Source organism: Ruegeria sp. AG7 (genome assembly GCF_056541545.1).
This window is the reverse complement of record NZ_JBQFYP010000009.1, coordinates 111,344-125,616: the sequence shown is the minus strand read 5'-3', so window position 1 is coordinate 125,616 and position 14,273 is coordinate 111,344. Positions and strand designations below refer to the sequence as shown.

General features: G+C 59.7%; 12 protein-coding genes. 8 read left to right on the top strand and 4 right to left on the bottom strand.

What is annotated here, in order from left to right:
* The first annotated feature begins 96 nt into the window (after positions 1 to 96).
* The gene (locus tag ACR0BF_RS13660; protein WP_480625107.1) at positions 97 to 561 is read left to right on the top strand and encodes a DUF1203 domain-containing protein; all 465 of its coding nucleotides are present in this window, start codon (positions 97 to 99) and stop codon (positions 559 to 561) included.
* Here ACR0BF_RS13660 and ACR0BF_RS13655 read toward each other — a convergent pair.
* A complete protein-coding gene (locus ACR0BF_RS13655; protein WP_480625120.1) occupies positions 558 to 1,550 on the bottom strand; it encodes an ABC transporter ATP-binding protein in 993 nt (330 codons plus the stop codon). The genes ACR0BF_RS13660 and ACR0BF_RS13655 overlap by 4 nt on opposite strands.
* An 87-nt stretch (positions 1,551 to 1,637) precedes the next feature.
* Between ACR0BF_RS13655 and ACR0BF_RS13650 the strand changes: the two genes are divergently transcribed.
* Together ACR0BF_RS13650 and polA are read left to right on the top strand one after the other, a co-directional pair.
* Positions 1,638 to 1,817 (top strand): zinc-finger domain-containing protein, encoded by a 180-nt coding sequence (locus ACR0BF_RS13650; protein ID WP_267364399.1) that lies wholly within the window; start codon positions 1,638 to 1,640, stop codon positions 1,815 to 1,817.
* A gap of 126 nt (positions 1,818 to 1,943) precedes the next feature.
* A complete protein-coding gene (gene polA / locus ACR0BF_RS13645) occupies positions 1,944 to 4,745 on the top strand; it encodes a DNA polymerase I (protein ID WP_480625106.1) in 2,802 nt (933 codons plus the stop codon).
* Positions 4,746 to 4,788: 43 nt separating this feature from the next.
* On the opposite strand, the gene ACR0BF_RS13640 is transcribed toward polA, so the two are convergent.
* Together ACR0BF_RS13640 and ACR0BF_RS13635 are read right to left on the bottom strand one after the other, a co-directional pair.
* Positions 4,789 to 5,019, bottom strand: coding sequence for a DUF2798 domain-containing protein (locus ACR0BF_RS13640; protein ID WP_480474477.1), 231 nt, complete (start codon positions 5,017 to 5,019; stop codon positions 4,789 to 4,791).
* A 62-nt stretch (positions 5,020 to 5,081) separates the two neighbouring features.
* A complete protein-coding gene (locus tag ACR0BF_RS13635; RefSeq protein ID WP_480606161.1) occupies positions 5,082 to 5,837 on the bottom strand; it encodes a hydroxypyruvate isomerase family protein in 756 nt (251 codons plus the stop codon).
* 268 nt (positions 5,838 to 6,105) lie between these two features.
* On the opposite strand from ACR0BF_RS13635, the gene ACR0BF_RS13630 reads away from it, so the two are divergent.
* Entirely contained in the window at positions 6,106 to 6,960 is an 855-nt protein-coding gene (locus tag ACR0BF_RS13630) for a DMT family transporter (protein ID WP_480625105.1), read from the top strand.
* Here ACR0BF_RS13630 and ACR0BF_RS13625 read toward each other — a convergent pair.
* Positions 6,943 to 7,518, bottom strand: coding sequence for a DUF1285 domain-containing protein (locus ACR0BF_RS13625; RefSeq protein WP_480625104.1), 576 nt, complete (start codon positions 7,516 to 7,518; stop codon positions 6,943 to 6,945). The two genes, ACR0BF_RS13630 and ACR0BF_RS13625, sit on opposite strands and share 18 nt — an antisense overlap.
* Positions 7,519 to 7,582: 64 nt before the next feature.
* On the opposite strand from ACR0BF_RS13625, the gene ACR0BF_RS13620 reads away from it, so the two are divergent.
* The 4 genes from ACR0BF_RS13620 to ACR0BF_RS13605 are packed head-to-tail and all read left to right on the top strand — an operon-like array spanning position 7,583 to position 14,260.
* A complete protein-coding gene (locus tag ACR0BF_RS13620) occupies positions 7,583 to 8,590 on the top strand; it encodes an AAA family ATPase (RefSeq protein WP_480625103.1) in 1,008 nt (335 codons plus the stop codon).
* Positions 8,587 to 9,462 carry a DUF58 domain-containing protein gene (locus ACR0BF_RS13615; RefSeq protein WP_480606153.1) on the top strand — a complete coding sequence of 292 codons (876 nt, stop codon included), beginning with the start codon at positions 8,587 to 8,589 and terminating at the stop codon, positions 9,460 to 9,462. The genes ACR0BF_RS13620 and ACR0BF_RS13615 overlap by 4 nt, the downstream gene beginning before the upstream one ends.
* Positions 9,459 to 12,221, top strand: a complete 2,763-nt coding sequence (locus ACR0BF_RS13610) for a DUF4159 domain-containing protein (RefSeq protein ID WP_480519562.1) — start codon at positions 9,459 to 9,461, stop codon at positions 12,219 to 12,221. The genes ACR0BF_RS13615 and ACR0BF_RS13610 overlap by 4 nt, the downstream gene beginning before the upstream one ends.
* Complete coding sequence (locus tag ACR0BF_RS13605; RefSeq protein WP_480625102.1) at positions 12,218 to 14,260, top strand: hypothetical protein; 2,043 nt, start codon at positions 12,218 to 12,220, stop codon at positions 14,258 to 14,260. The genes ACR0BF_RS13610 and ACR0BF_RS13605 overlap by 4 nt, the downstream gene beginning before the upstream one ends.
* Positions 14,261 to 14,273: the final 13 nt, after the last annotated feature.

Sequence of the window (14,273 nt, the reverse complement as noted above, 5' to 3'; positions counted from 1 at the left end):
ATATTCACGTTTTGTTCTTTTTCGAGTCCTTTGCGCAGGAAACGGGTCGATTGGGTCCGGTCACACGGGCACGGTCAGCAAAAAAGGAGATCCGAGATGTTCAAAATCACCGCTTTGCCCACCAACGATGTACGCACCCTTCAGGCAGGTGGCCCGGATGCGTATGGTTCAACGCCGGAGCGCGCTGTGTCGACGGGTACAGGTAATCCGTGCCGCCACTGCCTGCGGCATATTCCCGAGGGCGATGAGATGCTGATATTGGCGCATCGGCCCTTTTCAGAGACAAATCCCTATGCGGAAACCGGCCCGATCTTTCTGTGTGCAACACCGTGTGAACGGTACGAGGAAGACGCGCTGCCCGAAATTCTGACCACCTCGCCCGACTATCTGATCAAGGGCTACGGTGCGGATGACAGGATCGTCTATGGCACCGGGGCGGTCACGCCGACGGACCAGATCGGCGCAAAAGTCAGGGAAATCTTTTCCCGATCCGACGTCGCCTATATTCACGTGCGGTCTGCGCGGAATAACTGCTATCAGGCGCGAATAGACCGCGCCTAAAGCTTGACCCGGTGGATGCCCCGGCGTGGCTGATCCTGATCATCCGCCGGATGATCCTCGGTACGGGACGAGGTCAGGGCAAGGAATACATCTTCAAGATCGGCCTCTTCGGTGCGGACGTCGCGGATGCGGATATTCGCGGCGCGCACCGATTCCAGAACCTGCTCGGCGCTGGTCTGGATGTTTCGGTATTGCAGGACAAGGCTGCCGTCATCGCGGAGAGCTGCCTCGACGCCTTCTGACGCAGGCAGATCAGTGATCGGGCTGTCGGGCACAATCACCATGGTGCGGCTGTCCATGCGGCCCAGCAGGTTGGCGGTGCTGTCCTGCGCGACCTTTTCACCGTGGTTGATAATGGCGATCTCGTCACACATCTCCTGCGCTTCTTCCAGGTAGTGAGTGGTCAGGATGATGGTCATGCCCTGTTCGTTCAGCTTGCGCACATTGGCCCAGAGCATCTGGCGCAGTTCGATGTCCACACCTGCTGTCGGCTCATCAAGCACAAGGATTTTCGGGTGATGCACCAGTGCCTTGGCCAACAGTAACCGCCGCCGCATTCCACCCGAGAGAGTGCGGGCATAGGCCTCGGCCTTGTCGCTGAGACCGACCAGTTCCAGAATCCGATCACTGCGCCGTTCGGATTTCGGAACACCATAGAGACCAGCCTGAACCTCAAGCGCGCCGCGCGGGGTGAAAAACGGGTCGAGGTTCAGCTCTTGCGGCATCACACCAATGGCCGATCGTGACTGGCGTGGATTCTGATCCTGATCGAAGCCCCAGATCGCTACGCGGCCCGCCGATTTCACCACCAGACCAGCCAGGATGTTGATCAGGGTCGATTTTCCTGCACCGTTCGGACCCAGCAGACCAAAAACCGAGCCGCGCGGGACGGTCAGGTCAATGCCATTCAGCGCATGTTTCTCGGGCTGACCCTTGCCACCGCGATAGGTTTTGCGCAGCCCTTCGATCCTGATTGCCGCGTCATACATGTGGCACTTGCCCCCGGTTTGATCATCGCTCATAAACGCACCTAATACATGCCCGCGAGGCCGACAACCGAAGAAGGATCGCCAGCCGTGACCATCGAAGCGCCGGAAACCAAGATCGTCGAAACCGCCCGTGTTGCCTGTGATGGCGGCGAAGGTGCGTTGGGTCATCCGCGCGTGTGGCTGCAGATCCCCGAAGACGCGGGCTGGGTCGAGTGCCCCTATTGCGACTGCAAATATGTTCTGGCCGGGCATCAGACTGACGCCTGAGCCCGTGTTGCCCGGTGCGGGCATTGAGTATTTATGAAAAGATGAAGATTACGGCCGTGGTGCGGGTGGCTCTATCGTTGCGCCCGTGGCATTAGTGTTTTCGCAAGTGATCAGAGAGGGCGCGAAATGACCACGAATTTCGGAAAAGGGTGTCACCTGCATCTGATCGATGGATCGGCCTTTATTTTCCGGGCCTATCATGCGCTGCCGCCACTGACCCGCAAGTCGGATGGGTTGCCAATTGGGGCTGTTTCGGGCTTTTGCAACATGCTGCAGAAATATGTCGAGGGAAATACGGGGCCAGATGCGCCGACCCATGTGGCGGTGATCTTTGATAAGGGCTCCCATACCTTCCGGAACGATCTTTACGACCTCTACAAGGCCAACCGCGAGGCGATGCCCGAGGACCTGCGCCCACAGATGCCACTGACCCGTGAGGCGACGAAAGCGTTCAACATCGCCTGCAAGGAGATGGAGGGCTATGAGGCTGACGACATCATCGCGACCCTTGCTGTTCAGGCACGGGATGCCGGTGGCCGCGTGACCATCGTGAGTTCCGACAAGGACTTGATGCAGTTGGTCGGTGACGGCGTCGAAATGCTGGATGCGATGAAGAACAAACGCATTGACCGGGATGGCGTGGTCGAGAAGTTCGGGGTCGGACCGGAACGTGTGGTCGATGTTCAGGCGTTGGCTGGTGATAGCGTCGACAATGTTCCTGGCGCGCCGGGGATCGGGGTCAAGACGGCGGCCTTGCTGATCAACGAATTCGGCGATCTGGAGACCCTGCTGGACCGGGCAGATGAGATCAAGCAGCCTAAACGCCGCCAGACCCTGATCGAAATGCGAGACCAGATCGAGCTTTCGAAGAAACTGGTTCAACTGGACGAGAATACTCCGCTGGATTTCACCTTGGACGACCTTGAAGTGAAGGACCCCGATGCGGACACGCTGTTGGCGTTTCTGGCTGAGATGGAGTTCCGCACCCTCACCAAGCGTATCGCTGACAAGCTGGGGGTTGAGGCTCCGGTGATTGCCGACGCCCCTGCGCCAGCGGTGGAAGCGGTCGAGGCCGAGGTGATCCCGTTTGACAGCTCGAAATACGAATGCGTGCGTGATGCAGCGGCCCTGCAAAAGTGGATTGACCAGGCCTATGAGCGTGGTTGGGTTGCTGTGGACACAGAGACCACGGGCCTGAACGAGATGATTGCCGGTCTGGTGGGTATTTCGCTGTGTGTCGAGGCCGGAGAAGCCTGTTACATCCCGTTGACCCACCGCGATGGATCAGCGGATGATCTGTTTGGCTCGGATGCTTTGGCAGAAGGGCAGATGCAATTGGATGAGGCCCTGAGGCTTTTGAAACCGATGCTCGAGGATCCGTCGGTCCTCAAGATCGGGCAGAACATGAAATATGATGCCAAGATCTTCAGGCGGTATGGCATCGACGTGGTACCCATCGACGATACGATGCTGATGTCCTACGCCATGCATGGCGGTGAGCATGGGCATGGGATGGACACCTTGTCCGAGCGTTATCTGAGCCACACACCAATCCCGATCAAACCGCTGCTGGGGTCGGGAAAATCGGCAATTACCTTCGACAAGGTCGCGATTGACGAGGCCACGGCTTATGCCGCCGAAGATGCGGACATCACCTTGCGTTTGTGGCAGCTGTTCAAGCCGCAATTGCACCGGGCGCAGGTGACCACGGTCTATGAGACGCTGGAACGGCCGCTTGTGCCGGTGCTGGCCGAGATGGAGATGCATGGCATCAAGGTCGACCGTGATGTCCTGAGCCGGATGTCCAACGCATTTGCCCAGAAAATGGCCGGGTTAGAGGCTGAAATTCACGAGCTGGCCGGAGGAAGCTTTAATGTCGGGTCGCCTGCTCAGCTGGGCGAAATCCTGTTCGACAAAATGGGTCTGGAAGGTGGCAAGAAAGGCAAGACCGGCAAATACTCGACCGGCGCTGATATTCTGGAAGACCTCGCAACCGAGCATGAACTGCCGCGCCGTGTTCTGGACTGGCGGCAGCTGAGCAAGCTGAAATCGACCTATACCGACGCGCTGCAGACCCATATCAACCCCGACACAGGTCGGGTGCATACGTCTTATTCGATCACCGGAGCAAATACAGGGCGTCTGGCCTCGACCGATCCGAACCTGCAAAACATTCCGGTGCGGACAGAAGAAGGGCGGCGTATTCGTGAGGCTTTCATCGCCGAGCCGGGCAATGTGTTGGTAAGTCTCGACTACAGCCAGATCGAGTTGCGGATTCTGGCCCATATCGCCGATATTTCGGCTCTGAAACAGGCGTTTTCGGACGATTTGGACATTCACGCCATGACTGCGTCCGAGATGTTTGATGTGCCGTTGGGTGAGATGACGCCTGATATCCGCCGTCAGGCAAAGGCAATCAACTTCGGTGTGATCTACGGCATTTCGGGTTTTGGACTGGCCCGGAACCTGCGTATTCCACGGGCCGAGGCGCAGGGCTTTATTGATCGTTATTTCGAACGTTTCCCAGGCATTCGCCGCTATATGGACGACACAGTCGAATTCGCGAAAGAGCACGGCTATGTGCAAACCCTGTTCGGGCGCAAGATCCACACGCCCGAGATCAATGCCAAGGGGCCACATGCCGGGTTCTCGCGCCGCGCGGCGATCAATGCACCAATTCAAGGTACTGCGGCGGATGTGATCCGGCGCGCGATGGTGCGAATGCCGGACGCGATCGCCGGATTGCCTGCCAGGATGCTGTTGCAGGTTCACGACGAGTTGTTGTTCGAGGTGGCCGAAGATGCGGTGGATCAGGTGATCGACGTGGCCCGTGACGTGATGGAGGGCGCCTCGGATCCTGCGGTCAAGCTGGATGTGAAGCTGGTCGTGGATGCCGGGAAGGGGGCGAACTGGGCCGAGGCGCACTAGCGGCGTTGTTCATCAGGTCTCGGCGGGCTGTGCATGCATCGGGTCAGCCCTGCGGCCTTACCATGCGGTTCACCATTCGTTGCACAGACGGGCCAAACAGCAGGATTACGGTGAAGGCGATGGGCCAGCAAAAAGCCCAGGACGCCATCCAGTCGCCAACTGTTCCAGGGTTAAACCCAATCGCTTTGACCGTCGCGATCCCTGTTACAATCAAGGACATGAGGCCGGACATGATCAGGCTGAAAACGGCACGGGCATAGCGGGCTGGTATCATGGCAGGCATCCTAATGGTCACAATGCCGCTGATGTGCGGTATTTGAATGAAAATTACCAGTGTCAGTCCCGCATCCAGTCAAGTGTGTCGCAGGTGCGTTGTGTTGTGGGTGTGTATTCCGCGCTGACCCAGCCGCTATAACCTACCGCGTCCATGGTCGAGAACAAGGCCTTGAAATCCGTTGGTCCACGACCCGGTTCCGTGCGATCCGGGGCTGCGCCAACTTGGGCATGGACCACCTGCGGATGAAAGCGGTCCCAGACAGCCAGCGCGTCGCCATGAATCATATGAGCGTGAAAGCTGTCAAATTGCAGGCCGACATTCGGGCGATCCACCTGGTTGAGCACATCTGCCGCCAGATCGTAATCGTTCAAAAAATACCCGGGCTGTGAAACCGGGTTGAGCGGTTCGATGGTGAATTTTTGCTGGGGGGCGAAATCGGCGGCCCATTGCAGGTTTTGCACAAAACAATTCAATGCATCCGGCCCTGTGGCGTATCCGGACATGATGTGGATCAGGCCGGGGCGCAGCACCCCGGCATATCGCAGGACACGGCGGATATCCGACTGGAACCGCGATTGACCATCGGGGATCGCTGCGTAACCCGGCGCACCGCCGGTGTAGTTGGGCGGTGGCGCGTTGATCAGCACAAGCTCCAACCCGCTGGCAAGCAAAGCGCGACGGGTTTCCGTCGCGGCGATGTCGTAGGGAAACAAAACCTCGACTGCGGTGAACCCGGCATCTGCCGCCGCCTGAAACCGCTCCAGGTAAGGTATTTCGGTAAACAGAAGCGAAAGGTTGGCGGCAAATTTGGGCATAGGCGGTCAGCGGTTGTGGTTATCCGACCATAACCAAGGGATGATTTTTGGGGAAGGGATCGAAAACGACAGATTGTCGAAAATCGACCAGATCGCCTGCACCGAATCAGCAAGGGTCCGCTCAGCGCGGCGCGTCATTACGGGTGCCGCCTTAACAAAAGGTTCGAATCCAATGGCGATGAGCCCGGAACCCGTACGCGGGGCAACTACTGCTCTGCCCGGCGGTCAAAACTCTGCGTTGTCAGGGAATGGGTTGGCGGTTGCCTCCATGATTACCTGGGCAGCGGGTTTCCCGGCGGCCGAAGTTCTGCTGCAAACCTGGCCCCCTGTTGCATTGCTGACCGCGCGCCTGGTGCTGGCGGTTGCCGTTCTGATACCGGTCTGGATTCTGCTGGACGGTCCAAGCAGAGTGTTACGCGCCAGATGGGGTCGGGCGATGGTTGTCGGCGGCTTTGGTTTTGGCTTTGCCATGTTTTTGCTGATCGTCGCGCAGAAAATGACGGATCCGGTGACGGTCGCGATCATTGCATCCTGTGCGCCCTTGCTTGCAACAGTACTGGAACTGATGGCAGGAACTCGAAGGCTGAAATGGACCTTTGCGTTGGGTGTTCTGGTGTCGGTTCTGGGTGGATTGATTGCAACCAGCACCGCCGCGCCCGAACAGCTGGGGCTGGGTGCGGTTCTAGCGATCCTTGCAACGGGCCTGTTTTGTTGGGGTAGCATGGCCACCGCGCGCGACTTCCCGGAGCTTAGTCAGATCGGGCGCTGTACGATTACCTTCGTCGGTGGGTTGCTCATGGCCGCGGTGCTGAGTTTTGGAGCGACCCAGCTGGGCATGGATGTGCTGCCAACCGCGGCCATTGATGGACAGCAATGGGGGATGCTTGGGATCTATGCCTTGATATCACTGGGGCTCAGCCAGGTGTTGTTCATCTCGGCTGTGGGAAAGCTGGGCGTGGCGCTGGCTTCGTTTCACATCAATATTGCCCCGTTTTACGTGATGCTGATCATGCTGATGCTGGGGGAGGACTGGAACTGGACCCGTGCGCTGGGCGCGGGCGTTGTCGCTTTGGCCGTCGTGCTGGCTCAGGACCGCGCACCGCGGTCAACCAAGATCGGCTGAAGGGATCAGCGGGAAGAACTGCCCGCCTGACCAGACACCAAACCAGCCCTCATGGTGGCTACCAATCTCGACGAGGCGATAGAAGCTTTTGCGATCTATGCGCGCTTCGAGGTTCGTGCGGATCAGTATGTAGGGTGACGGTTCTTCTGTCTCAGGATCGATAACAATCCGGATCGGATGCGCGGGCCCTGCAACAGCGACGTCGTCCACTTGTGTGCGAAAGGTCAGGTTCTGCGTCTGACCTTCGCCGGTTTGCTCGAAATCCACGGCGATAAACGGCGCGTCTTCGACAGTGATTCCCACCTTTTCAACCGGCGTGACCAGATAGTATTTCCTGTCTTCTTTCTTAAGAATTGAGGAAAAAAGCTTCACAAGCTCGAACCGATTGATGGGCGAGCCTAAATAACTCCATGTACCATCTTTTGCGACACGGATGTCCAGATCGCCACAAAACGGGGGATTCCACAGGTGAACGGGCGGTAAACCCCGGGTTTTGGCGGCTTTTACCGATGCGGCTAATCCGTCGGGCGAGGGTTTCACAGGTTTTTGTCCGCTCATTGCTTTTGCCATTTCCTCTCAGCGCGATACACTTCAATCATATTCGTCCACGGAAGGGAAAGTCATGAACGAACCTGCCGACCTCGTAGCCGAGATCGAAGCGCTGGAAAACAAGCTGCAAGAGGCCAAGGCCTCGATCACCCGCCGCTTCATCGGGCAGGAAAGGGTCGTGGACCTGAATCTGGCTGCGCTTTTGTGCGGTGGTCACGCGCTTCTGATCGGTCTGCCGGGCTTGGGTAAGACACGGTTGGTCGAGACACTGTCGACCGTGATGGGCCTGCATGGCAATCGCATTCAGTTTACGCCCGACCTGATGCCCGCTGACATTCTCGGGTCCGAGGTGTTGGATACGGCCGACGATGGCAGCCGCCATTTCCGTTTCATTCCCGGCCCGATCTTCTGTCAGCTGCTGATGGCGGACGAGATCAACCGGGCAAGCCCGCGAACGCAATCCGCGCTGCTGCAAGCGATGCAGGAGCGTACGGTGACAGTAGCCGGTGAGGACCGTTCCCTTGGTGTGCCATTCCATGTTCTGGCCACGCAAAACCCGATCGAACAGGAAGGCACCTATCCCCTGCCCGAAGCGCAGCTGGACCGGTTTCTGGTGCAGATCGATGTAGAATACCCCGACCGCCAGACCGAGCGGGATATTCTGCTGGCCACGACCGGTGTTGAAGAAGACAAAGCGTACCAGATTTTCAGCAAGGAAGAACTGCTGGCAGCGCAGGTCCTGTTGCGTCGGATGCCGGTCGGGGACTCGGTTGTGGAGCTGATCCTTGATCTGGTGCGGGCCTTCCGCCCAGAAGAAGCTGGCGTATCCGAACGGGTTGCCGAAACCGTCGCGTGGGGTCCTGGTCCACGCGCTGCGCAGGCGCTGATGATGACGGTTCGGGCACGTGCGATGTTGCAGGGGCGTCTGGCACCCAATGCCGAGGATGTGCTGGATATGGCGCGCCCGGTGCTTAGCCACCGGATGGCTCTCAACTTTGCGGCACGGGCACGCGGTGACAGTCTGGCTGACCTGATCGACTCGACCGCTGTCGGGTTGATCCGGACCGAGGCGGCGGCGTGAATGCCGCGCTGACCCTTCGCGAAAGATCCGAGGCCGAGGCATCGCGGCTGCCGCCCCTTTTGGCGCGGGCCGAACATCTGGCTGGCACCGTTCTGCTGGGAGACCATGGTCGGCGGCGCTCTGGCATGGGGGATGATTTTTGGCAATACCGCCCTGCGCAGATCGGGGACAGCCGCCGGATGATCGACCACCGTCGTTCGGCGCGTGGAGATCAGCAATATGTGCGGGAACGCGAATGGCAGATCGCGCAATCGGTAATGCTTTGGGTCGATCAGGGGGCGTCGATGCGGTTTGCGTCCGACAAATCGTTGCCGACCAAGGCGGATCGCGCCCGGCTATTGGGGCTGGCAACGTCCATCTTGCTGGTCCGCGGCGGTGAACGTGTGGGCCTGACAGGGACGACCTTGCCACCCCGGCGTGGCAATGCACAGATCATCCGGCTGGCGCAAGCCTGGTCCGAGGATGATCAATCGGATTACGCGCCACCCGAACATCGCGCCATGATCCCGCATGCCCGTGCCGTGTTCATTTCGGATTTTCTTGGTCCAATGGATGAAGTTGAACTGGCCCTGACCAAAGCTGCCGACCGTGGTGTTCGCGGCGTGATCCTTCAGGTGCTGGATCCGGGAGAAGAGACATTTCCCTATCGTGGACGTACGATTTTCGAAAGCGTCGGTGGGTCCGTCCGACACGAAACGCTCAAGGCCGCAGAGCTGCGGGATCGCTATCTGCAACGCCTCGCCCACCGTAAGGATGCGCTGACGCAGCTTTGCCGGGCGACTGGCTGGCAATTGGGCCTGCATCACACGGGCGATAGCGCACAAGCGGCTCTGTTGTGGATATACCGTGCGCTGGACGGGGGAACGCGATGACGGTTCTGGCAGGCATCGGCTTTACCGCTCCATGGGTGCTGCTGGGTCTTCTGACCCTGCCGATCCTATGGCTGATCCTGCGCGCGGTGCCGCCCGCGCCGATCCGCCGGATGTTCCCGGCGGTGACGCTGCTGCTGGGCCTGAAGGATGACGAAAGCGTTTCGGACCGCACGCCGTGGTGGCTCTTGCTGCTGCGGATGCTGGCAGCTGCGGCGGTGATCATAGGTCTGGCCGGTCCGGTTCTGAACCCGTCGCGGGATGAGATCGGGTCCGGGCCGCTGCTGATGGTGCTGGACGCCAGTTGGGCAGGCGCGACCCGATGGTCGGCCACGCTGGATCAGATCGATGCGCAACTGACCGAGGCCGGTCGCGCAGGGCGCACGGTGGCTATCCTGCGCCTGACCGAACCGGAAACACCCGTTTTTCAGGGGGCCGAGGCTTGGCGGGGACATTTGCCGGGACTGATGCCCAACCCATGGCAGCCGACCGAACCTCAGATCGCACAGGCCATTGCGGCGTTAAATTCGATTGATGGGGGGTTTGACACCCATTGGTTCAGTGACCGGCTGGATTATGTGGATCATGCGGCGCTGGTCTCCAGCTTGCAGGCTCGTGGCGATGTGGTGGTGTATCAGGCGGCGTCCCGGCCCATGGCGATCCTGCCAGCGGCTTATCAGGATGGGCTGATCAAAGTGACAGTGCAGCGCGCAGGCCCCGGTCCCGAGGAACGTGTGACAGTATTGGCACAAGGGCGCGACCCGGCGGGAACCGCCCGAGTGCTGCATTCTGTGGAACTGACCCTTGAAGCCGGGGATTCATCGGCGCAGGTCGATCTGGCGCTGCCATCCGAACTCCGCGCCCGGATCACGCGGTTCGAAATCCAGGGCCAAAGGTCCGCCGGGACCGTGACCTTGACCGATGACAGCCTGCGTCGCCGTGAGGTCGCGCTGATTGCCGGGAGTTTGAACCGCGAAGGTCTGGAGCTGCTGTCACCCCTGCATTATCTGACTCAGGTCCTGAGCCCCACGGCGGATTTCGTCGATGGCGGTCTGACTGAGGTTCTGCCCGCCAATCCGGATGTCATTGTTCTGTCAGATGTGGCCCAGATGTCGGAACCTGAAAAGGCGGACCTGATTGAATGGGTCGAACAGGGCGGTTTGCTGCTGCGCTTTGCCGGCCCGCGTATGGCGGCCAGCGATCTTGGGCGTGACACCGAAGACACCCTGCTGCCTGCGCGGCTGCGCAGCGGTGGGCGATCTGTCGGCGGCGCGATGAGCTGGGGTGAGGCCAAGACCCTGGCACCATTCCCCGAAACCTCGCCTTTCTATGGATTGGACATCCCTGATGACGTGGTCGTTTCCACTCAGGTCATGGCGCAACCAGACCCTAACTTGGCGGATCGTGTGATTGCCTCGCTGTCTGACGGCACGCCTTTGGTGACACGTAAGGCGCTGGGATTGGGGCAGGTGGTGTTGTTCCATGTGACCGCCGATGCAGAATGGTCCAGCCTGCCACTGTCGGGCCTGTTCGTTGAAATGCTGGATCGGCTGGCCGTGGCCTCGGCCGCAAAGTCACGGCAAGAGGCTCAGTTACTGGGAACAACATGGGAGCCGGTACAGATCATGGACGGGTTTGGCACATTGTCAGATGCCGGAACCCTGGCCGGTGTCGACGGGGTTGAGCTGATATCGGGCCAGATCGGGCCGGAACTGCGCCCGGGTCTTTATGAAAGTGGCAAGCAGAAGCTGGCGTTGAACGTCGTCTCGGAAGAAACTCAGCTGCGTCCTGTTGTCTGGCCCGCAAATGTGCCGATCAAAGGGCAGGAGGTCAGCACGGAAATGCCGCTCGGCGGTCTGTTGCTCAGCCTTGCACTGATTTTGCTGACGATCGATGTTATTGCATCGCTTGCTTTGTCGGGCAGGTTGGGTCTGGCCCGGACGACGGCCTTGGCGCTGGCCGGTTTCCTTCTGGTACCCGAAGGTCACGCACAAACGCCTGAGGACACCGAGTTTGCATTGGCTGCGACCCACGAACTGGTATTGGCGCATGTCCTGACTGGCGATGCGCAAGTAGATGATATTGCGCAAGCCGGGTTGCGGGGGCTTGGTCAAACCCTCCTCTATCGCACATCGGTTGAACCGGCAGACCCCATCGGCGTTGATCTGGAACGGGATGAACTGGCGTTCTTTCCGTTGCTTTATTGGCCGATCTCAGCGAACCAGTCGCAACCTTCGGCCGAGGCCTATGTCAAGCTGAACGCCTATCTGCGGTCCGGAGGGATGATCCTGTTTGACACGCGTGATGCGGATATCGCAGGTTTCGGTGCCTCCAGCCCAAATGGCCGCAAACTGCAACAACTGGCCGGGCCGCTGAATATACCCTCATTAGAGCCGATTCCGCGCGATCATGTTCTGACACGCACGTTCTACCTTTTACAGGATTTTCCGGGCCGATATTCAGGCACCGAGGTTTGGGTCGAAGCCGCGCCGCTGGATGCAGAACAGATCGACGGGATGCCCTTCCGCAATCTTAACGACAATGTGACGCCAGTGGTCATTGGCGGCAATGACTGGGCCGGTGCTTGGGCGGTGGATCGCAACGGGCAGGCCCTGTTGCCCGTCGGGCGCGGTTATGCCGGGGAAAGGCAACGCGAGTTGGCCAATCGTTTTGGTGTCAATCTGGTGATGCATGTGCTGACGGGGAACTACAAATCCGATCAGGTTCACGTGCCCGCCCTTCTGGACAGGTTGGGACAATGACAGGAACCGTCATCTTTGATCCGCTGATCCCGTGGGCGATACTGCTTGTCGTGGGTATGATTGCCGTGGCCGGGGTCGCGCTGGCCTTGTGGCGCGGATTGTCGGGATGGGCCTTGCGTGGGTTGGCGGTGCTGGTGATCATCGCTGCGCTGTCCGGCCCGGTCTACCAGATCGAGGATCGTGCACCGCTGACAGATATCGTTCTGATGTTCGAGGATGAAAGCGCCAGCCAGACGCTTTCAGACCGGGTGGTACAAACGGCAATGGCCGCAGAAGATCTGGCCGCCGAGATCGAGGCACGCGACAATACAGAACTGCGACGCATCCGGGTCGGCGATGGTGAAGGCGATGAGGGCACGCAGATCATGGCAGCCCTGAACGAAGCCCTGGCGGAAGAGCCGCGCGCGCGCATCGCCGGTATCCTCGTGGTGTCCGACGGGATTGTGCATGATGTCGATCAGGCCCCGGATCTGCCCGCACCGATGCACCTGCTGCAAACGGGGCGGGAAAGCGACTGGGATCGCAGGCTTATTGTCCGAAACGCCCCTGCTTTCGCCATCATTGGTGAATCGGTGACGTTGACCCTGCGCGTGGAGGACAGCGGAGCAGCCCCTGCAGGTGCAACATCAGCGCCGTTGGAAATTTCGGTGGATGGGGGCGAGCCCGAGCAGTTCAGCATTCCAATCGGTCGCGATGTCGAACTGCCCGTCACTTTGCCCCATGGTGGGCGCAACGTGATCCAGTTTTCTGTCCCTCAGGCTGAAGGCGAGTTGACTGATCGCAACAACACGGCCCTGATCCAGATGAACGGCGTAAGGGACCGCCTGCGTGTGCTGCTGGTCTCGGGTGAACCGCATCCGGGTGGTCGCACGTGGCGTAACTTATTGAAATCTGACAGTTCTGTTGATCTGGTGCATTTCACTATCCTGCGCCCGCCTGAAAAGCAGGACGGTGTGCCGGTGGACGAGCTGTCGCTGATCGCCTTTCCGACTCGTGAGTTGTTTCTGGAAAAGATCAACGATTTCGACCTGATCATCTTTGACCGCTACAAGAGGCGTGGGATTCTGCCTGCGATCTATCTGGACAATGTCACAAGCTACATCAACGAAGGCGGCGCGGTCCTGGTTGCCGCCGGTCCCGATTTCGCCGGTGCCGACAGCATCTTCCGCTCTCCCTTGGCGCCAGTTCTGCCGGCCCAGCCAACCGCGCGGGTGATCGAGGAACGATATGTGCCGATGGTCAGTGATCTGGGGCATCGTCACCCGGTCACGACCAATCTTGGAGAGTCCGAGGATTGGGGGGCGTGGTTGCGTCAGATCGACGTGAAACACCGCTCGGGCGACGTGCTGATGACCGGGGTAGAGGATCGTCCGCTGCTTGTCCTGAACCGTGTTGGCGAAGGGCGCGTTGCGATGCTTGCGTCCGACCACGCCTGGCTTTGGAGTCGCGGTTTCGAAGGAGGTGGCCCGCAGCTGGAGCTGTTGCGCAGGCTGGCCCATTGGATGATGAAAGAACCGGAACTGGAAGAAGAGGCGTTGTGGGCCGAGGCCAACGGTCAGTCCATGCGCATCATTCGTCAGACGCTTGGGACAGAGGTCGGCCCTGTAACAGTCACCTTGCCGAATGGCGAGACGTTGGAGATTACTTTGAAAGAGGTTTCTCCGGGTCGGTTTGAAGCGCAGTATTACGGCCCTGAGATCGGCCTTTATCGCTTGCAGGAAGGTGACCACATGGCTGTGATCGGCCTTGGCCCTGCTGCACCGAAAGAGTTCGAGCGTACCATCGCGACAGGTGATGTCCTCGAACCGGTGCTGGCCGGGTTGCGGGGCGGTGTGATCCGATTGGAAGATGGGCTGCCATCGATCCGCAACGTGCGCGCAGAACGCCCCGCCGCCGGTCGGGGCTGGATCGGTCTGACCCCACGCAACGCGTATGAAACGCGGGATGTCACGCAGGCCGGGTTGCTGCCACCCTGGCTTGTCTTGCTGCTGGCTGGGGGGTTCCTGCTAGGCGGTTGGCTGCGGGAAGGGCGGCGTTAACGCTGGCCCGTTG